We start from the raw sequence: 25,124 nt of genomic DNA, 5'->3' as shown, positions 1-25,124 counted from the left end.
TTAGTGGCCCATGCCAAGGCCGCCGTCGACCGGCAGCACGGCTCCCGTGATGTAGCCGGCGGCGTCCGAGGCAAGGAACGTTACCGCGGCGGCCACCTCGTCGGGCTCGCCGTACCGGCCGGCGGGTACCTGGGTGAGGATCTGGTCGCGGCGCTCGTCGGTCACGGCGGCGGACATGTCGGTCGTGATGAAACCCGGGGTGATCACGTTGGCGGTGATGCTGCGGGAGCCCAGCTCGCGGGTGATCGATCGGGCAAGGCCGATCAGGCCGGCCTTGCTCGCGGCGTAGTTCACCTGACCCGGTGAACCCGCCATCCCACTGACGGAGGAGATGAAGATCATCCGACCCCAGCGCGCCCTGAGCATTCCCCGGCAGGCCCGCTTGGCGACCCGGTACGCGCCGGTGAGGTTGGCGTCGAGCACTCGAGTGAACTGCTCCTCGCCCATCCGCATGAGCAGCGTGTCATCGGTCATGCCGGCGTTGGACACGAGCACCTCGACCGGGCCGTGGGCGTCCTCCACGTCACCGAACGCGGCGTCGATCTGCGCCGTGTCGGTGACGTCGCAGCGAACCCCGAACAGTCCCTCCGGGACACCGGATCCCCGATGCGTGATCGCCACTTTGTCGCCCTGCGCGGCGAACGCGCGGGCGATCGCCAACCCGATTCCGCGGTTACCACCGGTGACCAGAACAGACCGTCCCACGCGTTCTCCTCGCACCCTTCGAGTCAACCCCACGCGCGTTGAGATTATCTGGACCGTCCGGGGTGGAATATCGGGGATCCACTGTAGTAGTCAGGTTAGTTATGCGTTGTCCAGCTCAGGGTATGCGTTGGCTGATCATGAGGGCGCTGCCGGCGGCAATCAGGGCGGCCAGCGTGCCGAGCATCAGCCACGGCCGGCTGGCGTCGGCGTCCTTGATCTCATAGCCGATCTGCTCACCCAGGGTGTCGTAGACCGAGCGGAGCTGCTCGGCGGTGGCGGCCTTGTAGAACTCGCCGCCGGACAGCCGGGCGATCTCGCGCATCGACTCGTCGTCGACCGGGACGAGCTGATCCTTGCCGTCGATCGAGACCTCGCCTTGCTCGGTGCCGAACGAGATCGTGGAGATCGGGATCTTCCGCTCGGCCGCCGCGCGGGCCGCCGTGAAGGCGCCGCGGGGGTCCTCGCCGTTGGGTGTGGGAATGGTCTGCTTGCCGTCGGTCATCAGCACGATCCGCGCCGGGGGCGGCCCCTCCGGCCCGCTGACCACCTGGGAGAAGCTCTCGATCGACTGCAGCGCGGCGAAGATCGCCTCACCGGTGGCGGTGGACTGGGCCAGCCGCAGCCCGTCGATGGCCTTGATCACCGGCTGGCGGTCGGTGGTCGGCCCGACCAGAACCGTCGCGGTGCCGGCGAAGGAGATCAGGCCGAGGTTGATCCCCTGCGTGAGGCCCTCGGTGAACGACTTCGCGGCCACCTTCGCCGCGTCCAGCCGGGTCGGCTTGACGTCGGTGGCCTGCATGGACAGCGACACGTCGATCACCAGCAGCACGGTCGCCCGGTTGCGCGGCACCTTCTGCTCGGCCGTCGGCCCGGCCATCGCGGTGGTCAGCAGGACGAGCGCTCCGACCAGCACGATCGCCGGCAGGTGCCGCCACCGGCTCGGCTTGCGCGGCATCACCTTGTCCAGCAGCTCCAGGTTGGTGAAGCGCATCATTCGCTTGCGGCGCAACCGCTGCACCACGATGTACCCGAGGGCCAGCCCGGCGATCACCACGAGCAGCAGGAACCACCACGGCGAGCTGAAGCGCTGCAGGCTCAGTCCGAACATCAGGCCACTCCTCCCGACCACCGGCGCTTGCGGGCGACGACGAACCGGACGGTGTCGGCGATCCAGTCCGAGTCGGTGCGCAGCACCAGATGACCTCCGCCGGCGCGCCGGATCGCGGCCGCCACCTCAGCCCGATGCTCGGCCGCCGCGGCGCCGAACTCCTTGCGTAGCAACGCGGACGCGTGCACCTCGCGCTGCCGGCCGGTCTCCGGGTCGGCCAGCACGACGGTGCCGACGTCCGGCAGGTCGATGTCCCGGGGGTCGAGCACCTCGATGGCGATCAGGTCGTGCCGGGCGGCCAGCGCGCGCAGCGGCCGCTGCCAGGTGGTCGGCCCCAGGAAGTCGGAGATGATCACCGCGAGCCCGCGCCTGCGCGGTGGCCGGCGCAGCTGCTCGACCGCGTCGGCCAGATCGCCGCGGGTGCCCTCCGGCGCGCGCGGCGTCATGGCGACCTGGCGCACCAGCCCGCGCGCGTAGGCCAGCCCGCCGCGGGCCGGCAGCCGGATCGTGCGGTCCCCGGTGGCGATCACCGCGCCGATCCGGTTGCCGCCACCGCCGGTCAGGTGCGCGACCGCGGCGACCGCGGACACCACGAGGTCGCGCTTCTCGCACGCCGCGGTGCCGAAGTCCAGGCTGGGCGACAGGTCCACCACGATCCAGGTCTCCAGCTCCCGGTCGGCGACGGTCTCCCGGATGTGCGGGACCGTGGTGCGGGCGGTGACCGCCCAGTCCATCCGCCGCACGTCGTCGCCGGGCTGGTAGGTCCGCGCCTCCCCCGGCTCCGAGCCGGGGCCGGGCACCAGACCGAGATGATTGCCCTGCAGCAGCCCGTCGAGCTTGCGCCGCACGTCCAGCTCGAGCAGCCGAAGGCCCGCCTCCATCCGGTCGCCCTGCAGGATCGGCGGCGCCCAGCGCGGGCGCTTCTTCTCACGCTTGTCGCGGCTCATGGCCGGCCGGACACACCCACCGGCGCCGCGTGGCCGACCTGGGGCCGCGCCGACACCTGGGGCAGCGGCACGGTCTGCATCACCCTGGTGATGATGTGGTCGATCGGCACGCCGTCGGCCAGCGCGTCGTAGGACAGCACCAGCCGGTGCCGCAGCACGTCCGGGATGACGTCGACCATGTCCTGCGGCAGCACGTAGTCGCGGCCGCGGACCAGGGCCAGCGCGCGCGAGGAGGCGACGATGCCGAGGCTGGCCCGCGGGGACGCGCCGTAGGCGACCCAGCCGGCGACGTCGGTGAGCCCGTGCTCGCCGGGGGTGCGGGTGGCCAGCACCAGCCGCACCGCGTAGTCGACCAGCGCGTGGTGCACGAAGACGGTGGACGCGACGCCCTGCAGGCGGACCAGCTCGGCCGGGGTGAGCACCTGGTGCGGCTCCGGCGGGTTCACGCCCATCCGGTAGACGATCTCCCGCTCCTCCTCGGCGGTCGGGTAGTCCACGATGATCTTGAACAGAAACCGGTCGCGCTGCGCCTCGGGCAGCGGGTAGACGCCCTCGTTCTCGATCGGGTTCTGGGTGGCCAGCACCAGGAACGGGTCGGGCATCGGGAAGGTCTGGCCGCCGATCGACACGTGCCGCTCGGCCATCACCTCGAGCATCGCCGACTGCACCTTGGCCGGCGCCCGGTTGATCTCGTCGGCGAGCACGAAGTTGGCCACCACCGGGCCGAGCTCGACGTCGAAGCTCTCCTTGCCCTGCCGGTAGATCCGGGTGCCGAGGATGTCGGCGGGCACCAGGTCGGGGGTGAACTGCACCCGGGAGAACGAGCCGCCGACCACCCGCGCGAACGTCTCCACGGCCAGCGTCTTGGCCACGCCGGGCACGCCCTCGAGCAGCAGGTGGCCCTTGGACAGCAGACCCACCAGCATCCGCTCCACCAGGCGGTCCTGCCCGACGATCACCCGCTTGACCTCGAACACGGTTCGCTCGAGCAGCTGGGCGTCGCGCGCCGGCGTGCTGGTCGGGGGCACGTCGCCCGCGGGCTCGGTCAACTTGCCAACCTCCTCGTGGTGGGTGCACACGTTCCCTGTTACAGGACACCGGATCAGCGGTATGACGGCTGTGAGCTAGGGCAGATCGTCCGGGGTGTCCACGTCCGCGGCCTCCCCCGGCTCCGCGGGCACCTCCACGAACGGCAGGGCGCCCAGCACCGCCCGCAGCGAGCGGCCGGCCGGCTCCGCCGGGAGCGCGGCGCGCAGCGGGCCGGCCCGCCAGACGCCGATCAGCCACTGCGGCACCCCGCCGGCGTCGACCAGCACCGCCCCGGCCGACTCCGCGTCGACCGCGGCCCGCAACCGGTCCACGGTGGACGCCCGGACCCCGAGCAGATCGCCGGCCAGCACGGCCACCTCGGTCACCCCGCCGGGCAGCGCGTCGAGTCCGGCGGCGAGCCCGGCCACCGGCCCCGACCCCGGCGGGTCCTCCCGCGTCCAGACCACCCCCGGCACCGCGCGCCGCGGGCCCACCACGACGATCGGCTCCGCCCCGGCCACCGCCTCGATTGCCCGCCGCAGCAACGTCTTCCCGGCCACCTCGAGCTGCACTTTGTCCACACCGGACAGTCGGGCGGCCCGCCCCCCGGCCAGGATCACCGCGGCGAACGCCATAGAAGGAATTAGAGCAGCCGGGTGGCCAGCGGCACGATGCCGCCGTAGCGCACGGAGGCGATCCGCACCCGCGAGCCCGAGTAGGGCGCCTCGACCATCTGGCCGTTGCCGATGTACAGCGCCACGTGGTGGATCCGGCCACCGGTGGCCCAGAACAGCATGTCCCCCGGCGCCATCTGGGACAGCGGCACCCGGCGCCCCGCGGTGGCCTGGTAGCCGCTGTAGTGCGGCAGCCGGATGCCGACCCCGGCGAAGGCGTAGATCATGAGCCCGGAGCAGTCGAACCCGACCTTGTTGTAGTCGCCGAACGAGTCCGCCACGCCGCCGTCCCGGATGCCCCTCGTTGGCCCGTTGGCGTTGCCGCCGCCCCAGGCGTATGGCACCCCGAGCTGGGAAAGCGCCCGGTCGATCACGACCCGGACCGAGCCGCCCGCCGACGCCGCCACCGGCCGGCCACCACCCGCCGCGGCGGCCGCGGCCGCCTCCTCGCGCTGCTTGGCCGCCAGCCAGTCCTCGTAGCGCTGCCGCTGGTTCTCCAGCCCGCCGACCCTGGCCTGCGCCTCGGCCAGCTCCCGCTCGGCCGCCTCCTTGTCGGCCAGCAGGCGGTCGGCCTTGGCCACCTGGTCACGCTGGGCCTGCTGGGCGGCGGCGGTGGCCGCGTCGGCGTCCCGCTTGGCCTGCTCGGCCTCGGCGTGCTTGGCGTTGGCCAGGTCGAGGGCGGCGCGGGCGGCGGAGTCCTTGTTGGCCTTGGTGATCTTGGCCCGCTCCATCAGCTCGAGCGCGTCGAGCTGACTGCCGCTGACCGCGTTCAGCAGTTGGGCCCTAGCCAGGAGATCTTCCGGGCTGGACGCTCCGATGTAGGCCGACATCGAGCCGATCGTGCTGCCCTGCTTGAAGCTTCCGGCGGCGAACGCGTCGAGCTCCTTGCGCGCGTCCTCGACGGCCTGCCCGGCGCCGTCCGCCTCGCGCCTGGCCGCCTCGGCGTCCTCGCGGGCCTTGCGCGCGACCTCCTGGGCCGTCTCGAGGTCGACCAGCGCCTTGTTGGCCTCCTCCATCTTGGCCTCGACGTCGGCCTGCAGCTCGATCAGCTTGGCCTCGGCCTGGGCCACCCGGTTGGTCAGCGTTCCGACCTCGCCGGCCTTGGCCTTCGCGTCGGCCCGGCTGTCCTTGAGCTCGCTGTCGCTGGGGTTGGGCGGAGGCGGCGGGACGGCGGCAGCCGTGCCCGGCGCGATGGCCAGCACCAGCGCGATCGACGCGGTGACAACGCCGGCCGCCCGGAGTCGTCGGGTCAGCACGGCAGCCACTGTGCCACTCTGGCATTTCCTGCACCAGTCGTAACACTGGAAACTTACTCATCGTCCACAACATTCATCCCATCGATCCCAAGCCGATCACCCTGCGTGGTGAACGCGGGGTGCGGGCGGCGACCGGGCCGGGTCCTGCGAGCATGGGCCGGTGTCCCGACGTCCACTCCCGATCGGCCTCGCGGGCGCCGCGACCTGCGGCGTCGGGCTGGTGCTCGTCGCGGTGGGGACGTTCCTGCCGTGGTTCAAGTCGGGGAGCGTGCTGCGGGACAGCTACGAGTCGATCAGCATCATCCGGACGATCAAGGTCCTCGAGGGCAGCCCGCTCACGCTGGCGCTCGACGCGTGGACGATGATCATCCCGGTGATCACGCTCTGCGTCGCCGCCTACGCGTTCGGTTTCCGCAGGACAGCCGCAACATTCGCCGCGGTCGTGGCGATAGTCTGCGGAACCGTCGGAGGCGTCGCGGCCGTCGTAAGCGGCAGCGAAGACGCGCCCCTCGGCATTGCCCGCACCGGTCCCACGGTGACGCTCATCGGCGGGGTATTGGCAGTGCTTGGGGTCGTCGGCGTCCTCGCCGGCCGGCGCACCCGCGCGACCAACACCGCAGGAGGGGAACCGTGACCTATCCAGGTTCTGGCGGCCCGTGGCAGCCGAACAATCCCAACCAGCCGGGGGGCCCGGGGAGCGGTCCCTTCCCTGCTCAGCCCGGCTACCCCCAGCAGCAGGGTGGGTACCAGCCGCCGCCCGGCTACCAGACCGGCCCCCAGCCGACCCAGGGCTACCCCCAGCAGGGGTTCCCCCAGACGGGTCCCCAGCCGACCATGCAGTACGGGCAGTACGGCGGCCAGTCCGGCTACCCGCCGCCGCAGCCGCCGAAGAAGAGCCGCAAGGGCCTGATCATCGGCGCGATCGTGGCCGTGGTCGCCATCGCCGCCGGCTCCGTGGTGACCGTGTGGGCGCTCAACCGCAGCGACGTCAAGGCCGGCGCGCCCAGCCCGACGGCCGCGGCGGACAACCTGGTCAGCGCCATCGGCAAGGGCGACCTGGCCGGGGTGCTGGCCAGCCTGGCGCCCGCCGAGGCGTCGATCATGGTGGACCTCAACAAGGACATGACCGAGGAGCTCAAGCGGCTCGACGTCTACAAGCAGGACGCCGACCCCAACCAGATCCACGGCGCGGAGATCAGGACCACCGACCTGAAGTACGACGACGCCGCCGCGGAGAAGGTCAACGACCACCTGACCATCACCAAGCTGGTCGGCGGCAAGCTCACCATCGACTCGGACGCGGCCAAGCTGCCGTTCACCGAGCGCTTCCTCGAGGCGGCCTTCCCGCGCGGGCTGAACTCCGACCCGCAGCACGAGGAGATCGACATCGCCGAGGCGACCGACAACGGGCGCAAGCCGATCCGGATCGCCACGGTCAACGTCGACGGCCAGTGGTACCCGAGCCTCTTCTACACGATCGCCGACTACGCGCTGCAGGACGCCGACAAGCCGTGGCCGAGGCAGGGCATCGCGAACAACGGCGCCGGCAGCCCGCAGGACGCCGTGCGGGAGCTGGCCCAGGCCGCGGCCGACGGCAACCTCGAGCGGGTCATCGAGCTGCTGCCGCCGGACGAGATGGGCGCGCTGCACGACGCCGGCCCGGTGCTGGTCGAGATGGCCGGCCGGCCCAAGCCGTCCGGCGCCAAGATCACCAACTTCAGCGCCGACACCCAGGACGTGACCAACGGCAAGAAGGTGGTCATCAAGGAGGCCGAGGTCCAGGTCGAGGGCGGCACGGTCAAGATCCGCCGGGACGGTGACTGCTACTCCTACGAGGCCGAGGGCGAAAGCGAGAAGTTCTGCGGCGACCAGGTGGCCGAGCTGATCGACAAGGAGTCGCGCGGCGACTCGAAGATCTCCGCCGAGGCCAAGCAGGCCCTGGTGAACCTGGCCTCGGGCATGCTCAAGAACACCGGCATCGTCACCACGAACATCGACGGCAAGTGGTACGTCAGCCCGCTACGCTCGTTCACCGACATCGAGCTGACCGTGCTCAAGAGCCTCAGCGCGGACGACGTCTACGCCCTGCTGAAGCTGGCCAAGTAACCGAATCAGATCCCGGCGGCCCGGTCGAGGAACTCCAGGCGGTTCCCGACCGGGTCGTTGGTGTGAAAGCGCCGGCGGCCGGAGATGTCGGTGGCCCAGCTGACCGGGTGGTCGGCCGCTTCCACGGCCGCGGCCACGGCGTCCACGTCGACGACGAACGCCGGATGCGCCTTGCGCGCGGGCACGAACGGCTCCTCCACGCCGACGTGGAGCTCGCCGTCCGGCCCGCCGACGCCCGGCACCCGGAACCAGCATCCGCCCCCGGTCGCGAGCTGGGGCGGCCTCGGCAGCTCGGCCCAGCCGAGCACGCCGCCGTAGAACTGGCGCATCAGGTCCTCGCTGCCCGGCGGGCACACGATCTGCACGTGGTGGATCATCGGCACCCCTCCTTGAACGCAATTACAGGACAAGCGTACTGTTTGAGGCAAGGAGAGACTCGCCGGATGGAGCCTGATGTGACCGCGACCAAGGACAGCTTCGGCGCCCGGACCACGCTGACCGTCGGATCGGCCTCCTACGAGGTGTTCCGGCTGGACGCGGTGCGCGGCGCCGAGCGCCTGCCGTACAGCCTCAAGATCCTGCTGGAGAACCTGCTGCGCACCGAGGACGGCGCGAACATCACCGCCGAGCACGTGCAGGCGCTGGCCACGTGGGATCCGGCGGCGGAGCCGTCCGTGGAGATCCAGTTCACCCCGGGCCGCGTGGTGATGCAGGACTTCACCGGGGTGCCGTGCATCGTCGACCTGGCCACCATGCGCGAGGCCGTGACCCAGCTCGGCGGCGACCCGGCCAAGGTCAACCCGCTGGCCCCGGCCGAGCTGGTGATCGACCACTCGGTGATCGCCGACATCTTCGGCCGGCCGGACGCGTTCGAGCGCAACGTCGACTTCGAGTACGAGCGCAACCGCGAGCGCTACCAGTTCCTGCGCTGGGGCCAGACCGCGTTCGACGAGTTCAAGGTCGTCCCGCCGGGCACCGGGATCGTCCACCAGGTCAACATCGAGCACCTGGCCCGCGTCGTGATGATCCGCAACGGGCAGGCCTACCCGGACACGCTGGTCGGCACGGACAGCCACACCACGATGGTCAACGGGCTCGGCGTGCTCGGCTGGGGCGTCGGCGGGATCGAGGCCGAGGCCGCCATGCTCGGCCAGCCGGTGTCGATGCTGATTCCCCGGGTGGTCGGGTTCAAGCTGCACGGCGAGCTGCCGCCCGGCTCCACCGCGACCGACCTGGTGCTGACGATCACCGAGATGCTGCGCCACCACGGCGTGGTCGGCAAGTTCGTCGAGTTCTACGGACCGGGCGTGGCCTCGGTGCCGCTGGCCAACCGGGCCACGATCGGCAACATGAGCCCGGAGTTCGGGTCGACCTGCGCGATCTTCCCGATCGACGCCGAGACCCTGGAGTACCTGAGGTTCACCGGCCGCTCGGCCGAGCAGGTGGCGCTGGTCGAGACGTACGCCAGGGAGCAGGGCCTGTGGCACGACCCGGAAGCGGAGCCGGCCTACTCCGAGACACTGGAGCTCGATCTGTCCACTGTGGTCCCGTCGATCGCCGGGCCGAAGCGTCCGCAGGACCGGATCGCGCTGTCCGACGCCAAACCGGCGTTCCGCGCGGCGCTCGCCGACTACGTCTCGACCACTCCGGACACGGCCGAGAATACGTCCACTGTGGACGAGGCGTCCGCCGAGTCGTTCCCGGCCAGCGACTCACCCACCTATGCGCACGAGGACAACGGCGACGGCAAGCCGCACGACGCGCTCTCGGCGGCCGAGGGCGCCACGGGCCGGCCGAGCAACCCGGTGCCGGTCACCGTGGACGGCAACACGTTCGACCTCGACCACGGCGCGGTGGCGATCGCCGCGATCACCTCGTGCACCAACACGTCCAACCCGTCGGTGATGCTGGGCGCGGCGCTGCTGGCCAAGAAGGCGGTCGAGCGCGGGCTGGAGCGCAAGCCGTGGGTGAAGACCACGCTGGCGCCGGGGTCCAAAGTGGTCATGGACTACTACGAGCGCGCGGGTCTGTTGCCGTACCTGGAGAAGCTGGGCTTCCACCTGGTCGGCTACGGATGCACCACCTGCATCGGCAACTCCGGGCCGCTGCCGGAGGAGATCTCGACCGCCGTGAACGACAACGACCTGGCCGTGGTGTCCGTGCTGTCCGGCAACCGCAACTTCGAGGGCCGGATCAACCCCGACGTCAAGATGAACTACCTGGCCTCCCCGCCGCTAGTGGTCGCCTACGCGCTGGCCGGGTCGATGGACAAGGACCTCACCACCGAGCCGCTCGGCACCGGCTCGGACGGAGAACCGGTGTACCTGACCGACATCTGGCCGTCCCCGCAGGAGATCCAGCACGTCATCGAGTCGGCGATCTCCTCGGAGATGTTCACTCGGGACTACGCCGACGTGTTCGCCGGCGACGAGCGCTGGCGCTCGCTGCCCACGCCCACCGGCAAGACCTTCGAGTGGGATCCCGACTCCACCTACGTGCGCAGGCCGCCGTACTTCGAGGGCATGGGCCTGTCGCCGGACCCGGTCACCGACATCACCGGCGCGCGGGTCCTCGCGCTGCTCGGCGACTCGGTCACCACCGACCACATCTCGCCAGCCGGGTCGATCAAGCCCGACTCCCCCGCCGGTGAGTACCTCACCGCGCACGGCGTGCAGCGCAAGGACTTCAACTCCTACGGCTCGCGGCGCGGCAACCACGAGGTGATGATCCGCGGCACGTTCGCCAACATCCGGCTGCGCAACCTGTTGCTGGACAACGTGCAGGGCGGCTTCACTCGCAACTTCCTGAACGGGGGCGAGCAGACCACGATCTACGACGCCGCGATGGCGTACCGCGAAGCGGGAATTCCGCTGGTGGTGCTCGCCGGCAAGGAGTACGGCTCCGGCTCGTCACGGGACTGGGCCGCCAAGGGCACCTCCCTGCTCGGCGTGCGCGCGGTCATCGCCGAGTCGTTCGAGCGGATCCACCGCTCCAACCTGATCGGGATGGGCGTGCTGCCGCTGCAGTTCCCCGAGGGGCAGTCGGCGTCCTCGCTCGGCCTGACCGGCGAGGAGACCTTCGACGTCTCCGGGATCACCGCGCTGAACGACGGCACCACCCCGCGCACGGTCGCCGTCACCGCCACCCGCCCCGACGGGTCCACTGTGGACTTCGACGCCGTGGTCCGGATCGACACCCCCGGTGAGGCCGACTACTACCGCAACGGCGGCATCATGCAGTACGTGCTGCGCAAGATGGTGAGCTAGTGCTCTCGGGCGGCCGATGAGCGGAGGTGATCCCGCCCGCGGCTGCCGGAAGGCCGAACCTGGCTACCTGAAGCCGGAACACACCGACACAAGGGCGGGAGACGCCGGCAGGCCACGGACCTCTCGGGCGTGTCCCGCCGTCCGGTAGGCATGCTCCGGCTCCCGGCAGGCATGCCCCGCCCTTACGCGGGCCAACACCCACGCCGGTGGGATGCGGGTGATGTGCCCGGCGTGATCTGGGCCAAATCATGCGCGCTGGGCGGGCGGTTCGGCGAAGTATGGGGGTGTGACGGTAACGCTGCTGATCGCCGGAGTGGTGCTGGCGCTCGGCGGGCTCGTTCAGGGGACGGTCGGGTTCGGTATGGCGCTCGTCGCGGTGCCGGTGCTGGCGCTGGTGGAGCCGAGCCTGCTGCCGGGGCCGATGCTGCTGGTGGGGACCGTGCACACGGTGCTCACCCTGTGGCGGGAGCACGGGCACGTCGACTGGCGCGGGGTCGGGTGGGCGACGCTGGGGCGGCTGCCCGGCACGGTGGTCGGCGTGCTCGTGGTGGACTCCTTGCCGCAGCGGGGGTTTCTGACCGTCGTGGGGTTGGGCGTGCTCGCGTTCACCGTGCTGTCGGTGGTGTCCTGGCATCCGCGGCCGACGCCGGGGGCGCTGACCACGGCCGGGGTGGTCAGCGGGGCGTTCGGCACGTCCATGGCCATCGGCGGGCCGCCGGTCGTGCTGCTGTACCAGCACGAAGACGGCGCGCGCATCCGGGCCACGATGGCCGCGTACTTCACGATCGGGGCGCCGATCTCGGCCGTCGGCCTTGCGGTGGCGGGACATCTCGACGGCCGGGACGCGCGCGCCGCGGCGATCCTGGCGCCCTTCCTGCTGGTCGGGTTCGCGCTGTCCGGCCCGGCAAGGCGGCTGGTCGAGGGCGGCCGGATCCGCTGGGCCGTGCTGGGTTTCGCGGCGCTGAGCGCGCTGGTGCTGATCGGGCGCAGCCTGCTGGGGTGACGTGAGGTCTTGGTCCGGCCAACGGAACCTCAGGGGACCGTGACGGCAACCAGCCACAATCAACCCGACGACCGCACCATCCGCTGGAACGCAACGACCGCATTAGAGCCCGGAGAGGCGGAACAGTGTGATCGGCAGGTCGTCCTTGGGGAACGGCAGCGAGGTGAAGCCCCACGGCACCTCGTAGTCGTCGGGGAAGCTCCACCGGAAGTGCCGCAGCATGGCGTCGAGCACGGTCTTGACCTCGAGCATGCCGAAGTGCATGCCGATGCACTTGTGCACCCCGCCGCCGAACGGCAGCCAGGCGAAGCGGTGCCGCTTGTCCTCGCGGCGCGGCTCGGCGAACCGCTCGGGGTCGAACCGCAGCGGGTCGGTCCAGTACTCGGGCAGCAGGTGATTGACCCAGGTGCCGAGGATGAGCATGGTGCCGGCGGGAATGTAGTGCCCGAGGATGTCGGTGTCGCGCACCGCCTTGCGGAACGGTCCGGGGACGGGCGGCACAAGGCGCAGCGTCTCCTTGATCACCAGGTCGAGCGCGCCGAGGTCGTTGAGGCCGCGCAGGTCCAGCGGCCGGTCCCCGCGGGCCAGCGACTCGGCGCGGGCGCGCTCCTGCCACTCCGGGTGCTTGCCGAGGTAGTAGGCGGCCGCCGTGACGGTGACGCTGGACGTGTCGTGCGCGGCCATGATCAGGAAGATCATGTGGTTGATCACATCGGCATCGCTGAACCGCTCGCCGTCCTCGGTCTCGGCGTGGCACAGCGCGGAGAACAGGTCGTCGTCCACGCTGGCCCGCTTGGCCGGCAGCATGCGGGCGAAGTAGTCCTCGAGCACCTTGCGGCCGCGCAGCCCGGCCAGCCACCGTCCACCCGGGACGGGGAAGCGCAGGATCGCCGATCCGGCATGGGTGCACTGCACGAAGGCCTTGGCCAGCCGCCGCCGCTCGGCCTCGACCGGGGCGGCCATGAACACGTCGGTGGCGATGCTCAAGGACAGCCGTTTGACCGTCGGGTAGAGCGGGAACCGGGTGAGCCGGGGCCAGCGCCGGATCGCCGTGTCGGCCAGGCCGGTGATCGTGTCGAAGTAGCCGGCCAGCCGCGGCCTGGTGAACGCCTCCTGCATGACCCGGCGGTGGAACAGGTGCTCGTCGAAGTCCATCAGCATCAGGCCACGCCGGAAGAACGGGCCGATGAGGAAGTCCCACCCGTGCCCGAACGCCTTGTCCTTGTTGGTGTACACGTCCTGCAGCGCGTCCGGGCCGGCGACGTGGACCATCGGGATGCCGAACATCCGTCCCCAGAGGACCGGCCCGAGCTGGCGGTACTTGAGCTGCTCGAAGGCGGGACCGTAGCGCAGCGCCTCCAGGCTGTGCCCGAGCCATGGCAGGCCGCGCTCGCCGGGGACGGGCTTGAGCCCGCTGCCCGGTGGCGGCGCGGCCAGGTCGGCGGGTCGCTCCGGGATGTGCCGCAGCAGCCGGTCGACCAGGCCGTCGGTGGGGATGTCGACCAGGCGCGAGTTCTCCACCCGGGTGGCGGGTTGGGACACGGCGACCATGGCGGGCCTCCTCGCGTTAACCGTTGTGGTGCAGCAGGGCGTCGATCTGGGTGCGGGCCATCGCCCTGGTCGGCTCGTCGTCGGCGACCGGTAGAACCCCGGCCGGGGTGAGCACCATCGAGTGCGCGATCCGGGCCATGATCTCGGCCGTCTGGTCGGGATCGGCCACGGTCACCTCGCCGGCCGCGATGCCGTCGCGGATGTGCTCGGCCAGGTAGGCGCGGGCCGCGGCGACGATCGGCCCGCCGTCGACGGTGAGGTACGGCAGCACGTCGTTCGGCTCGGTGGCCAGCAACCGGCTCAGCAGCGGGTGCTCCCGGATTCCGCTGACCCCGGCGACGAACCCCTCGACCAGCCGCTCGCGCACGGTCGGCGCGCCGGCGATGGCGCGGTCCAGCTCGGCGAGGAAGCGGCGCAGCTCGTGCAGCAGCGCCGCCCGCACCAGGTCGCCCTTCTGCGGGAACCGGCGGTAGACCGTGGCCCGGCCGAGCCTGGCCGCCCTGGCGATGTCGTCCATCGTGGTGCGCCGGATGCCGAGGTTCTGGAACGTGGCCACGGCCGCGTCGAGGATCTGCCGGACGGTGTCGTCCGGCTCGGCCCCGGCCCCGCGGACCCGGTCGAGCAGCCGACTGCCTCCCATGTGAGACGACGATACGGCTGCCGTCTCATCGACACAAGGTCAGCGACCGACCAGGCAGAACGGGTGTCCCGCGGGGTCGGCGTAGACGCGCCAGCCGCGCCCCCCGCCCCCGTCGTCGAGCAGGGTGGCGCCGAACTCGATCACCAGCGCGTGCGCCTCGTCGAGGTCGTCCACGTCGATGTCGAGGTGGAACTGTTGCGGGTGCGCGGGATCGGGCCACCGGGGTGGCCGGTAGTCGGTGGCCCGTTGGAAGGCCAGCACCAGCCCCGATTCCGTGTGCAGCGTGGCCCAGTCGCGGCTCAGGGCCCACCGCCGATCCGGCTTGTTGACCGCGCCGCCCAGCAGCGACCGGTAGAACTGGGCCAGCTTGAGCGGATCGGGGCAGTCGAGCACCACGCACTGCAGGCGTCCGATCATCTAGTCGGACGCCCTGGACAGCGAGACCCCGAACCGGCCTTCGGAGTCGGTCCACCACTGCTGCATGTCGAAACCGGCGTCGGCCAGCTCCCGCCCGATCGCGTCCCGCCGGAACTTGGCGGAGATCTCCGTGCGCAGCTCCTCTCCCTCGGCGAACTCCACCTCCAGCGCAAGGGCCGGAATGTGCACCCGCATGGCCCGGTCGGCGCGCAGCCGCATCTCGATCCACTCGTTGTCGGCGTCCCACAGCGCGACGTGGGTGAACGCGTCGACGTCGAAGTCAGCGGACAGCTCGCGGTTGAGCACCCGCAGCACGTTGCGGTTGAACTCGGCGGTCACCCCGGCCGCGTCGTCGTAGGCGCGGACCAGGACGTCGCGGTCCTTGACCACGTCGGTGCCGAGCAGCAGCCACTCCCCCGGCTGCAGCACGTCGCGCACCGAGCCGAGGAACTTGGCCCGCTCGTCCGGCAGCAGGTTGCCGATCGTCCCGCCGAGGAACGCCACCAGCCGCGGCGGCTCGCCGGGCAGCAGCCCGAGATGCTCGGTGAAGTCGCCGACCACGCCGTGCACCGCGGCCGACGGGTACTCCGCGTGCAGCGCAGCCGACGCCTCCCGCAGCGCGGTCTCGGACACGTCCAGCGCGACGATCTGGCGCAGGGTTGCGTTGCCCCGCATGGCATCCAGCAGCAGCCTGGTCTTCTCCGAGGAGCCGGAGCCGAGCTCGACCAGGGTGTGCGCCGAGGTCCGCCTGGCGATCTCCGGGGCCCGCGCGGCCAGGATCTCCCGCTCGGCCCTCGTCGGGTAGTACTCGTCCAGCCGGGTGATCCGCTCGAACAGCTCGCTGCCGTACGCGTCGTAGAACCACTTGGGCGGCAACGACTTCGGCGTGGCGGTGAGCCCGGCGCGGACGTCGGCGGCCAGCGACCGCGCGGCGTGGCCCTCGGCCAGGTGCACCTCGATGACCGGCTCGGGCGTCCGGACGTGCGCGTCGGTCGACCCGGACGCCAGCGGCCGCACGTCGACCCGGGGCCGCCCGTCCTCGCCGAGCGACGCCACGACCAGCCGCCTATCGTCCACAAGCGACCAGCGGGGATCGTCGTCCCACGGCTCGGAGGACACCACCACCGCGTCCGGTGTGCACAGCAGCGACAGCGAGTGCCACCAGGTGGTCGCGACCAGCGTCCGGCCGTCGGTGAGCAGGAGGTTGAGCCGGGAGCCAGGGGCGATCTCGGCGATCTCCAGCGCCACCGCGGCGACCACCGCGTCGACCGGCTCGCCGGCGCGCAGCCGGTCGCGCACCAGCGCCCAGAGCAGCGCGCTGTCGGTCGGGGCGTCCAGCGTCAGCAGGTCCACCACCGGCAGCCGCTCGGCCAACCCGGCGACGCTCTCCGGCCAGCCGAGGATCATCCCGTTATGGCTGAACAGCCAGGAATCCTCGGCGAACGGCGCGCACGCGCCGTCGGTCGCCGGCATGCCGACCGTGGCCGAGCGGACCGCGGCCAGCACCGCGGTGCTCGACGCGGCGCCGGCCACCGACGCGAACGCCTCGTCCGTCCACATGGGAACCGAACGGCGGTAGCGGACCGGCTCGGCGGCCGCGTCCGGATACCAGCCGACACCGAACCCGTCCACATTGACCGTCCCACCGCCACGCATGTCGGACGGCGCCCAGGTCTGCCGCAGCAACGAGTGCGGCTTGTCGAACAGCAGCTCGGGCAGCGTCACCCGCGGCCCGAGATAAGCAAGATGCCGGCACACCGGCGAACCCTCCTCACCCTGCCTCGTCCGGCGCGGCGTCGCGCGCGCACCGGAAGCCGGCGAAGATCTGCCGGCGGATCGGGTAGTCCCAGTTGCGGAACGTGCCGCGGCAGGCCACCGGGTCGGTGCCGAACGAGCCGCCGCGCAGCACCTTGTACTCGCTGCCGAAGAACACCTCGGAGTACTCCCGGTACGGGAAGGCGACGAACCCCGGGTAGCCGGTGAAATCGGTGCTCGTCCACTCCCACACGTCGCCGATGAGCTGGTGCACGCCGAGCGGGGACGCGCCGGCCGGGTAGGCGCCCACCGGCGCCGGATGCAGGTGGCGCTGGCCGAGGTTGGCGTGCTCGGGCCCGGGATCCTCGTCGCCCCAAGGGAATCGGCGGGAGCGACCGGTTGCCGGGTCGAACCGGGCGGCCATCTCCCACTCCGCCTCGGTTGGCAGCCGCTTGCCGGCCCACGCCGCGTACGCGCTGGCCTCGTACTGGCACACGTGCACCACCGGCTCGTCCGGCCGGATCGGCTCGACCACGCCGAACCGGGTGCGCAGCCAGCCGTCCCCGTCGCGTTGCCAGAACCGCGGAGCGGTCAGGTCGGCGTGCTTGCGGTACGCCCAGCCGGCCTCGCTCCACCACCGGGGGTCGTCGTACCCGCCATCGGCGATGAAGGCGGCGTAGCCGGCGTTGGTCACCGGTGCGGTGTCGATGAAGTACGGGTCGACGTGGACCTCGTGCGCCGGCCGCTCGTTGTCCAGCGCCCACGGCTCGGTCGAGGTGCCCATGGTGAACGTGCCGCCCGGCACCAGCACCTCGGAGCGCGCCGGGGCGCCCGCGGCGGCCGGCGGCGGCGGGGCGGACAGCACCGGCGGCCCCACCCGCAGCTGATGGGTGGCCAGCATGGTCTCGTCGTGCTGCTGCTCGTGCTGGGCGATCATGCCGAAGGCGAAGCCGTTGTCCACCAGCCGGCGGCCCTCCAGCGGGACCCGCTCGAGCACGTCGAGCACCTTGTCCCGGACCACGCGGACGTAGCCGCGCGACTCGGCCGGGGACAGCAGCGGCAGCCGGGGCCGGTCGGCGCGCGGGTGCTGAAACGCGTCGTACAGCTCGTCGATGTCGCTGCGCACCGGCTCGCGGCCGCCCACGTCACGCACCAGCCACAGCTCCTCCTGGTTGCCGATATGGGCAAGATCCCACACCAGGGGTGACATCAGCCTTGAGTGCTGACGTACCAGATCGTCGTCGTCGACCGCGTCGGTCAGCCCGACGCTGCGGTCCCGCGCCCGGCGCAGCTGCGCCGCGACCTGCTCGCGCAATGCTTCGGTCATGCTCTGGACGTCCTTCCGTTCGTGGCTGCCCGAAGCAGCACGCGGTCGAGGTCGGCAGTGATCGTCTCGGCAACCTCCTCGGGTAGGCCGGTATCCGGCAGCGCCCGGATCCCGAGCTCGACGACGCGCCGCGCGGCGGCGGCGATCGGCGGGTCCGCCAGGCCGTGCCTGGCCGCCGGCAGCCACCGGTCGGCCACCGGCAGGCACAACTCGACGACGGCGTCGACGGTGCGCTGGGACGACATCAGCGCGGCCAGCAGCGCCGTCGGCGTCACCCAGGCCATGCCCGGCTGCGCGTCGAGGTAGCGCACCTCGAGGTAGCCGTGCGGGCGGACCGGGGTGAACAGCGTGGACACGTGGTACGCCAGGTCGTCGACGGTGGGCGGCTCGGGCAACCCGCCGGCCATCCAGTCGGCGAACGTCATGCCCGGCGGCGCGTCCCAGCAGTCGCCCGGCCCGCGCACGCACAGCAGCGGCGTGTCCAGCACCCGGCGGGACCAGTCGGCGACCGGATCGGCGGTGATCTCCGACGGGCTGCTGCGGACCGGGTCGACGCCGAGGACCGAGCGCAGCCGGGCCGACGCCCACCCGGTGGGGCGGCCGGCGAGGTCGGGCGAGTTGGCGAACACCGCCGCCAGCACCGGCCCCAGTGCGCTGACCGCGGCCCACCTGCTGGCCACGGTCTCCGGCTGCCCGGCGTCCACGCACACCTGCAGCGCGGCCGTGCAGCACATCATCGTGATGCCGTGCGGGCCGATCGGGGCGAACGCCCGCTCCATGGCCGAGTAGCGCGGGGTGTCCAGCAGGCGGCGCGGGAACCGGTAGGGATCGGTGCCGCGCTGGCCGAGCACGAGGCCGGCCGCGGACAGCAGCTCGGCGAGCGCGCCGATGTCGGCCGTGACGCTGGCGAACAGCTCGGCCAGGCTGGCGTGGGGAAGAGAGGAAACCTCAACCTGCCCCCCGGGCTCAAGACTCAACGGAGAGCCTGCGGGAAGCGGGAGCTGTGGACTGTCGGGAACGAGCGTGCGCGGCGCGTGGGCGCCGAGCGCGGCGGCGAGGTGCGCGGCGTCGAGGGGCCGCCGGGGATCGTCCTCGTGGTGGACGGTCCATTCCAGCTCGACGCCGAGGAGCCGCGGTGGTCCGTGCTTGAAACAGACCGAAGCGACATACGCTTCCGCCTCGACGCGGTCGCGGAGTCGCCGGCGCTCGGGCTCGGCGATGTCCGCGCGATGAACAGCGGTCACCGACCTACACCCCCTCCCAGGGATCAAATTCGAACCTACACGCGCCGGCCGACAGTTTCCGGTCGCGAGCGTGCTCGCCTGGTCGGTGGACCACGTGCGCCGTCCGACTCGGTTGCCGCGGCATACGACTCGCCGCGGGCCTACCTGCTTCTCGGGCGGCGGTGGCGGCGCATGATGTCGACCTTCGCGGTGAACTCGTGCGGCAGCAGGATCGGGGTGCCGCGCCAGGGGGACATCGCGGTCAGCTCGATGTCGTTGGACACGATCAGCAGGGCGCCGACCTCGGTCGCCAGGTCGAGCAGGCGGTTGTGCTCCCAGTCCGGGCAGTCCGCGACGGTCGCCGCCGGGGTGACGATCTGACCGCCGCTGTGCTCGGCGATCCGGGTCAGCGCGCCGGTGAACTGGTCGATCCGCTCCTGTGCCCAGCCGAGCCCCTCGGCCAGCACGTTGCCGGCGTTGTCGAGCAGGCGCGGCGACAGCCACAGCGCGAACACCGCGGCGTCGACCACAATGCCGAGGCAGTCCGCGCAGGCGTTGCCGGACAGCCGGGGCGGCGACGGCCACGAGTGGAACGGGCTGCTGCCCCCGGCAACGGCCCCGACCAGGACGTTGACGTCGAAGACGACCGGGATCGCTGGTTTCACCCCAGGCCCTTGAGCACCCGTCGAGTGATCTCGGTGACGTCGTCAACGGTCATCACCTGGTCCGCCAGCCGGCCCTCCCCGTAGGCCTGCAGCTCCCGCAGCTCCTCGGCGAGCATGACCGAGCGCATGACCTTCAACGTCGTCCTGAGGTAGGCCGAGCGGTTGCCGGCCCCGAAGTACGCGACCAGCTCCTCGAGCTCGGCGATGTCCTCGCTGGCCAGGATGAACCCGATGGTCTGGGCCTCCATGAGCGGCACCTCCCCTGATCACCAGTACGTACGTACGGATTGCACACGGTCAGGCGTGCTGACACGATCGACTCGTGCCACGGGTCAGCCAAGATCACCTCGACGCGCGCCGTCGCCAGATCCTCGACGGCGCCCGCGCCTGCTTCGCCCGGCACGGCTACGAGGGCGCCACGGTCCGGCGGCTCGAGGAGGCCACCGGTCTGTCCCGGGGCGCGATCTTCCACCACTTCCGGGACAAGGAGTCGCTGTTCCTGGCGCTGGCCGAGGACGAGGCGCACCGGATGGCGGAGGTCGTGGCGCGGCACGGGCTGGTCCAGGTGATGCGCGATTTATTGTCCACAAAGGACGGTGAGGAGTCCGCGGACTGGCTCGGCACCCGGCTGGAGGTGTCCCGCCGGCTGCGGACCGACCCCGAGTTCCGGGCGCGCTGGGCCGAGCGGTCCAGGGAGCTCACGGCCGCTACCCGGCGTCGGCTGATCAACCAGCGCGAGGCGGGCAAGCTGCGGGCCGACGTCGACATCGATGTGCTCACCTCGTTTCTGGAGTTGGTCCTCGAGGGCCTGGTGTCGCACCTGGCCATGGGGCTGCCGGCCGACGACCTCGAGCAGGTGCTCGACCTGGTCGAGGACAGCGTCCGGCGCCACCGGCGCGGGATCGATGCGCAGGGCTAGGACCGCCCGGATTTGTCCCGTCCGTGGAGATTCTCGCCGCTCGGCGGTCGTGGCCGTTCAGGCCTCGCTCGTGTATGCCTCTACACTCCAAGGTCCAACCGCGACCTGCCATGACCTTCTCGAGGAGTGACTCCCACGGTGACCGGAGTGATCCTCAGCGTGCTCGGCCTGGTCGCCATGGTGCTGCTGATTCTTGGCACCGCGTTCTTCGTCGCCGCGGAGTTCTCCCTGACCACGCTGGAGCGCAGCACGGCCGACCGGCTGGCCGCGGCCGGCGACCGCAAGGCCCGGCACATCCAGCGGGCCCACCGCACGCTGTCGTTCCAGCTGTCCGGGGCGCAGGTCGGCATCACGATCACCACGCTGATCACCGGCTACGTCGCCGAGCCCGCGATCGCGTACCTGATCGAGCCCGGCCTTGACGCGCTCGGCGTGCCGCACGGCGCGGTCGGCCCGATCGCGGTGACCGTCTCGCTGGTGCTGGCCACGGCGCTGTCCATGGTGTTCGGCGAGCTGGTGCCGAAGAACCTGGCCATCGCCCGGCCGCTGCAGACCGCAAGGGCCGTCGCCGGGGCGCAGGTGCGGTTCTCGGCGACCCTGCGCTGGCTGATCAGCGGGCTGAACGGGGCGGCGAACTGGACCGTGCGCCGGCTGGGCGTCGAGCCCGCCGAGGAGCTGCGGTCGGCCCGGTCCCCCGAGGAGCTCGGCTCGCTGGTGCGGTCCAGCGCCGCGCTGGGCACGCTCGACGTCGGCACCGCGACGCTGCTGGACCGCTCGCTGCGGTTCGGCGACCGCACGGCCGAGGAGCTGATGACGCCGCGGGTGCAGGTGGAGGCGTTGCGCGCGGACGCGACCGTGCTCGACCTGGTTTCGCTCGCCGGCCGGACCGGGTTCTCCCGGTTCCCGGTGCACGGCGGCGACCTCGACGACGTCGGCGGGATCGTGCACGTCAAGCAGGTGTTCGGGGTGCCGGCGGACAAGCGCGCCAGCACCACGGTGGCGACGCTGGCCCGGCCGGTGCTCACCGTCCCGGAGAGCCTGGACGGCGACACCCTGCTCGAGCGGCTGCGCGGCACCAGCCTGCAGGTCGCGCTCGTGGTCGACGAGTACGGCGGGACCGCGGGGCTGGTCACCCTCGAGGACCTGGTGGAGGAGATCGTCGGCGACGTCCGCGACGAGCACGACCGCCGGGAGATCAACCCGGTGCGGCCGCTCGGCCGGGACAGCTGGATCGTCTCCGGCCTGCTGCGCGACGACGAGGTCGCCGAGGCCACCGGCTTTCGCATGCCGCCGGGCGACTACGAGACGCTGGCCGGGCTGGTGCTCACCCGGCTCGGCCGGATCCCCGAGGTCAACGACGAAATCCGGGTCGACGGCTGGCGGATCACCGTGCTGCGCATGGATCGGCACCGGATCGCCGAGCTGCGCGTCGCCCGGATCGCCGAGGCGGGCGCATGAGGAGCGGAGCCTGCGGAGCGAATGATCAACACTGCCCCGCCGCCGAGGAAGGAGCGAGCTTTCGGCTGGGTTCTGCCGGCTACCGAGCTTGCGAGGTGCTGGCATGAACGACGCCCTGGCCCTTGTGGTCACGCTGATTCTGTTGCTGGGCAACGGGTTCTTCGTCGGCGCCGAGTTCGCGATCATCACCGCCCGGCGGGACCGGCTGGAGGGGCTGGCCGAGGACGGGCACCGCAGGGCCAGCACCGTGATCGAGGCGGGCCGGCACCTGCCGCTGCTCGTGGCCGGCGCGCAGCTGGGCATCACGGTGTGCTCGCTGGGCCTGCTGCTGCTGGCCGAGCCGGTGATCGCCGGGCTGCTCGGGCGGCCGTTCGGGGCGATCGGGGTGCCCGAGTCGGTGGTGCACGTCGTGGCCTTCGCCCTTTCGCTGATCATCATGACCGCGCTGCACACGCTGATCGGCGAGATGGTGCCGAAGAACCTGGCGATCGCCGGGCCGGAGCGGGTGGCGATGCTGCTGGTGCCGGTGCACTACGCGTTCTGCCGGCTGGTCCGGCCGGTGCTCGACCTGTTCACCGCGGTGTCGCGGGCGGTGCTGCGGCTGATGAAGGTGGAGCCCAAGGACGAGCTGGAAAGCGCCTACACGCCCGACGAGCTGGCCACGCTGATCGCCGAGTCGCGGCGCGAGGGACTGCTGGAGCCCGCCGAGCACCGGCGGCTGGCCAAGACGCTGTCGTCGACCGGGCGCACCGTCGCCGACGTGCTCGTGCCGATCGACGCGGTGAAGACCGTGCCGTTCCAGCCCACCGTGGGCGACATCGCCGCGGCCGTCCAGGCCACCGGGTTCTCCCGGTTCCCGGTGCGGATGGCCGGCGGCCGGCTCAACGGCTACCTGCACGTGAAGGACGTGCTCGACCTGGCCGGCGCCGACCCGGCCACCCCGGTTCCGTGGTCGCGCGTCCGCGGCCTGCCCGAGCTGCCCGCCGACTCCCGGCTGGACGAGGCCATGGCCGCGCTGCGCCGGGTGCAGAGCCACCTGGCCAAGGCCGTCGGGCCGGACGGCGCGGTGCTCGGCGTCGTGGCCCTCGAGGACCTGGTCGAGGAGTACGTTGGGACCGTGCGCGACGGCACGCACACGGGCAGTGGCTGATGGCGGCATGGAACTTGCGGAATGCCGGGCCGGGGAGTCGGCCCACCGCGACGAGGGTGAGCGGAGCTTGCGGAGCGAACCAATCGATACTCCGGCGTCTCCGAGGAACGAGGCCTGCCCGAGGAGCGTTCCGGTGAAGCGACCCAAGACCATGGCCGACATTCCCGAGTCGGAGAACGTCGTTCTTGACGAGCCCGAGTGGCGGGCCCGGCGGGCGGCCCACGAGGCCAGGGTCCGCCGGTGGACCGACCCGCACCAGCGGCGGCAGTCCCGCGGCGAGAAGCATCCGGTGCTGGACTTCATGTTCAGCTACTACTCGCACCGGCCGGCGCGGCTGCGGCGCTGGCATCCGGGTCCCGGTGTCGTGCTCGCCGGGCGCGGCGCCCGCGAGTACCTCCGCTGGCCGGCCTATTCGTCCTGTGTGGACGGTATAGCGCTGGACCTCGGCACGCTCGGCCCGCGTGTCGGGACCGTCCGGTTCGTGCACGACCTGCTCACCGCGACCGCGTCCCGCACACCCAGGCTGGGCTGCTACGGGCTGCACGAGTGGGCCATGGTGTACCGGCAGGACGCCGGATCCGTGCGGCACGCGTGGCCGCTGCGGTTGGGCGCCCGCGGCACCGACCGGGTGGTGGAGTCGCTTCCGGTGCACTGCACGCACTTCGACGCCTACCGGTTCTTCACCCCGCCGGCGCGCCCGCTCAACACGCTGCGGCCGAGCCGGCCCCGGCAGATCGAGCTGGAGCAACCCGGTTGCCTGCACGCCAACATGGATCTGTTCAAGTGGGCGTACAAATTGGACCCGTACGTTCCCTCCGATCTGGTGGCCGACTGCTTCGAGCTGGCCGTGGAGTTGCGGGCGCTGGACATGCGGGCGAGCCCGTACGACCTGAGCGCGCTCGGCTACCCGCCGATACCGATCGAGACCGAGCAGGGGCGCGCCACGTACCGCCGGGCCCAGGCGGCGTACACCCGCCGCGCCGCGCCGCTGCGCGCCCGGTTGATCGAGGTCTGCCGGGTCCTGCTCGGCGGCTAGCTGAAGGTGTCCGGGTCGAGACCGGTGCGGCGGCCATTGTCGAGCTCGGCCAGCGCGCGCAGGTCATCGTCGGCCAGCTCGAAGCCGAACACGTCGATGTTCTCCCGGATCCGCGACGGCGTGACCGACTTCGGGATCACCACGATGTTGTTCTGCAGGTGCCAGCGCAGGATGATCTGCGCCGGGGACTTGCCGTACTTCTGGGCCAGGCCGAGGATCCTGCGGTCGCGCAGCAGCTTGCCCTGTGCCAGCGGGCTCCACGCCTCGGTGACGATGCCGTGCCGGTCGTGGAAGGCGCGTAGCTCCGTCTGCGGCAGGTTGGGGTGCAGCTCGACCTGGTTGACCGCGGGCACGGTCTCGGACTCGTCGAGGATGCGTTGCAGGTGCGGGATGTGGAAGTTGGACACGCCGATCGAGCGCACCCGGCCGTCCGCCTTGAGCTTCTCGAACGCCTTCCACGTTTCCACGTAACGGTTTCTGGCCGGGGTGGGCCAGTGGATCAGGTAGAGATCGACGTACTCGAGGCGGAGCTTGCGGATGCTCTCGTCGAACGCGCGCATCGCGCCGTCGTAGCCCTGGTCGGTGTTCCACAACTTGGTCGTGATGAACAGCTCTTCGCGCGGCACCTCGGCTCTCGCGATCGCCTCGCCGACGCCGGACTCGTTGCGGTAGAGCGCGGCCGTGTCGATGCTGCGGTAGCCGGCCTCGATCGCGGTCCGCACCACGCCGACCACGGTGTGGTTGGGCACCTGCCACACGCCGAGCCCCAGCTGCGGCATGCGGGCGCCGTCGTTGAGCGTCAGGTTCGGAACAGTGGTCACGCCTGGCCTCCAAACGCTTGGGCCTCCCGGTCAAAACTAGCGCGATCTTGTCGGCGTCGTCTGGCAAC

Annotated in this window: 24 protein-coding genes and 1 pseudogene; 8 read left to right on the top strand and 17 right to left on the bottom strand. The window is 71.5% G+C overall.

Features of this window, described 5'->3' with window-relative positions; translation table 11 throughout:
• The 6 genes from fabG to VGX25_RS08065 all read right to left on the bottom strand — a co-directional run bounded on the left by fabG (nucleotide 1) and on the right by VGX25_RS08065 (nucleotide 5,728).
• Nucleotides 1-705: a 3-oxoacyl-ACP reductase FabG gene (gene fabG / locus VGX25_RS08090; RefSeq protein ID WP_326916995.1), complete on the bottom strand. Its 705-nt coding sequence runs from the start codon at nucleotides 703-705 to the stop codon at nucleotides 1-3.
• Nucleotides 706-820: 115 nt separating this feature from the next.
• Nucleotides 821-1,804 carry a VWA domain-containing protein gene (locus tag VGX25_RS08085; RefSeq protein WP_326917044.1) on the bottom strand — a complete coding sequence of 328 codons (984 nt, stop codon included), beginning with the start codon at nucleotides 1,802-1,804 and terminating at the stop codon, nucleotides 821-823.
• A gap of 8 nt (nucleotides 1,805-1,812) precedes the next feature.
• On the bottom strand, nucleotides 1,813-2,760 hold the full coding sequence (locus VGX25_RS08080) for a DUF58 domain-containing protein (protein ID WP_326916994.1): 948 nt from the start codon (nucleotides 2,758-2,760) through the stop codon (nucleotides 1,813-1,815).
• On the bottom strand, nucleotides 2,757-3,809 hold the full coding sequence (locus tag VGX25_RS08075) for a MoxR family ATPase (protein WP_326916993.1): 1,053 nt from the start codon (nucleotides 3,807-3,809) through the stop codon (nucleotides 2,757-2,759). Before VGX25_RS08075 ends, VGX25_RS08080 begins: the two co-directional genes overlap by 4 nt.
• Before the next feature lie 75 nt (nucleotides 3,810-3,884).
• Nucleotides 3,885-4,424: a molybdenum cofactor guanylyltransferase gene (gene mobA / locus VGX25_RS08070; RefSeq protein ID WP_326916992.1), complete on the bottom strand. Its 540-nt coding sequence runs from the start codon at nucleotides 4,422-4,424 to the stop codon at nucleotides 3,885-3,887.
• An 8-nt stretch (nucleotides 4,425-4,432) separates the two neighbouring features.
• A complete protein-coding gene (locus VGX25_RS08065; protein ID WP_326916991.1) occupies nucleotides 4,433-5,728 on the bottom strand; it encodes an NlpC/P60 family protein in 1,296 nt (431 codons plus the stop codon).
• Between the two features lie 151 nt (nucleotides 5,729-5,879).
• Between VGX25_RS08065 and VGX25_RS08060 the strand changes: the two genes are divergently transcribed.
• Both VGX25_RS08060 and VGX25_RS08055 read left to right on the top strand, forming a co-directional pair.
• On the top strand, nucleotides 5,880-6,353 hold the full coding sequence (locus tag VGX25_RS08060) for a hypothetical protein (protein WP_326916990.1): 474 nt from the start codon (nucleotides 5,880-5,882) through the stop codon (nucleotides 6,351-6,353).
• Nucleotides 6,350-7,825, top strand: coding sequence for a proline-rich domain-containing protein (locus VGX25_RS08055; RefSeq protein ID WP_326916989.1), 1,476 nt, complete (start codon nucleotides 6,350-6,352; stop codon nucleotides 7,823-7,825). Before VGX25_RS08060 ends, VGX25_RS08055 begins: the two co-directional genes overlap by 4 nt.
• A gap of 5 nt (nucleotides 7,826-7,830) precedes the next feature.
• Here VGX25_RS08055 and VGX25_RS08050 read toward each other — a convergent pair whose 3' ends face one another.
• Nucleotides 7,831-8,202, bottom strand: coding sequence for a glyoxalase (locus VGX25_RS08050; protein WP_326916988.1), 372 nt, complete (start codon nucleotides 8,200-8,202; stop codon nucleotides 7,831-7,833).
• 78 nt (nucleotides 8,203-8,280) lie between these two features.
• On the opposite strand from VGX25_RS08050, the gene VGX25_RS08045 reads away from it, so the two are divergent.
• Nucleotides 8,281-11,091, top strand: coding sequence for an aconitate hydratase (locus VGX25_RS08045; protein ID WP_414635731.1), 2,811 nt, complete (start codon nucleotides 8,281-8,283; stop codon nucleotides 11,089-11,091).
• Nucleotides 11,092-11,377: 286 nt separating this feature from the next.
• Complete coding sequence (locus VGX25_RS08040) at nucleotides 11,378-12,094, top strand: sulfite exporter TauE/SafE family protein (RefSeq protein WP_326916986.1); 717 nt, start codon at nucleotides 11,378-11,380, stop codon at nucleotides 12,092-12,094.
• A gap of 102 nt (nucleotides 12,095-12,196) precedes the next feature.
• Here VGX25_RS08040 and VGX25_RS08035 read toward each other — a convergent pair whose 3' ends face one another.
• The 9 genes and pseudogenes from VGX25_RS08035 to VGX25_RS07995 form a co-directional block, all read right to left on the bottom strand.
• Complete coding sequence (locus tag VGX25_RS08035; protein ID WP_326916985.1) at nucleotides 12,197-13,645, bottom strand: cytochrome P450; 1,449 nt, start codon at nucleotides 13,643-13,645, stop codon at nucleotides 12,197-12,199.
• A gap of 16 nt (nucleotides 13,646-13,661) precedes the next feature.
• Nucleotides 13,662-14,285: a TetR/AcrR family transcriptional regulator gene (locus VGX25_RS08030; RefSeq protein ID WP_326916984.1), complete on the bottom strand. Its 624-nt coding sequence runs from the start codon at nucleotides 14,283-14,285 to the stop codon at nucleotides 13,662-13,664.
• Nucleotides 14,286-14,324: 39 nt separating this feature from the next.
• Nucleotides 14,325-14,702 carry a VOC family protein gene (locus tag VGX25_RS08025; RefSeq protein ID WP_326916983.1) on the bottom strand — a complete coding sequence of 126 codons (378 nt, stop codon included), beginning with the start codon at nucleotides 14,700-14,702 and terminating at the stop codon, nucleotides 14,325-14,327.
• Complete coding sequence (egtD, locus tag VGX25_RS08020) at nucleotides 14,703-15,662, bottom strand: L-histidine N(alpha)-methyltransferase (protein WP_326917043.1); 960 nt, start codon at nucleotides 15,660-15,662, stop codon at nucleotides 14,703-14,705.
• Between the two features lie 99 nt (nucleotides 15,663-15,761).
• A pseudogene (egtC, locus tag VGX25_RS08015) lies at nucleotides 15,762-16,460 on the bottom strand (ergothioneine biosynthesis protein EgtC); the annotation flags it as partial.
• Nucleotides 16,461-16,473: 13 nt separating this feature from the next.
• Nucleotides 16,474-17,784 (bottom strand): ergothioneine biosynthesis protein EgtB, encoded by a 1,311-nt coding sequence (egtB, locus tag VGX25_RS08010; protein ID WP_326916982.1) that lies wholly within the window; start codon nucleotides 17,782-17,784, stop codon nucleotides 16,474-16,476.
• Entirely contained in the window at nucleotides 17,781-19,028 is a 1,248-nt protein-coding gene (gene egtA, locus VGX25_RS08005; RefSeq protein WP_326916981.1) for an ergothioneine biosynthesis glutamate--cysteine ligase EgtA, read from the bottom strand. The genes egtB and egtA overlap by 4 nt, the downstream gene beginning before the upstream one ends.
• A gap of 140 nt (nucleotides 19,029-19,168) precedes the next feature.
• The gene (locus tag VGX25_RS08000) at nucleotides 19,169-19,672 is read right to left on the bottom strand and encodes a hypothetical protein (protein WP_326916980.1); all 504 of its coding nucleotides are present in this window, start codon (nucleotides 19,670-19,672) and stop codon (nucleotides 19,169-19,171) included.
• Complete coding sequence (locus VGX25_RS07995) at nucleotides 19,669-19,920, bottom strand: hypothetical protein (protein WP_326916979.1); 252 nt, start codon at nucleotides 19,918-19,920, stop codon at nucleotides 19,669-19,671. Before VGX25_RS07995 ends, VGX25_RS08000 begins: the two co-directional genes overlap by 4 nt.
• Nucleotides 19,921-19,994: 74 nt before the next feature.
• On the opposite strand from VGX25_RS07995, the gene VGX25_RS07990 reads away from it, so the two are divergent.
• The 4 genes from VGX25_RS07990 (at nucleotide 19,995) to VGX25_RS07975 (ending at nucleotide 24,235) form a co-directional block, all read left to right on the top strand.
• Nucleotides 19,995-20,591, top strand: coding sequence for a helix-turn-helix domain-containing protein (locus VGX25_RS07990; protein ID WP_326916978.1), 597 nt, complete (start codon nucleotides 19,995-19,997; stop codon nucleotides 20,589-20,591).
• Between the two features lie 138 nt (nucleotides 20,592-20,729).
• Nucleotides 20,730-22,049: a hemolysin family protein gene (locus VGX25_RS07985; protein ID WP_326916977.1), complete on the top strand. Its 1,320-nt coding sequence runs from the start codon at nucleotides 20,730-20,732 to the stop codon at nucleotides 22,047-22,049.
• 103 nt (nucleotides 22,050-22,152) lie between these two features.
• A complete protein-coding gene (locus tag VGX25_RS07980; RefSeq protein WP_326916976.1) occupies nucleotides 22,153-23,199 on the top strand; it encodes a hemolysin family protein in 1,047 nt (348 codons plus the stop codon).
• Nucleotides 23,200-23,350: 151 nt separating this feature from the next.
• The gene (locus VGX25_RS07975; RefSeq protein ID WP_326917042.1) at nucleotides 23,351-24,235 is read left to right on the top strand and encodes a 3-methyladenine DNA glycosylase; all 885 of its coding nucleotides are present in this window, start codon (nucleotides 23,351-23,353) and stop codon (nucleotides 24,233-24,235) included.
• Here VGX25_RS07975 and VGX25_RS07970 read toward each other — a convergent pair.
• Entirely contained in the window at nucleotides 24,232-25,056 is an 825-nt protein-coding gene (locus VGX25_RS07970) for an aldo/keto reductase (RefSeq protein WP_326916975.1), read from the bottom strand. The two genes, VGX25_RS07975 and VGX25_RS07970, sit on opposite strands and share 4 nt — an antisense overlap.
• Nucleotides 25,057-25,124 lie beyond the last annotated feature (68 nt).

The sequence above is a fragment of the Actinophytocola sp. genome, from assembly GCF_035942955.1.
Classification (GTDB): domain Bacteria; phylum Actinomycetota; class Actinomycetes; order Mycobacteriales; family Pseudonocardiaceae; genus DASYTH01.
The sequence above is the reverse complement of the archived record's forward strand: the minus strand, read 5'-3'. Positions and strand labels throughout refer to the sequence as shown.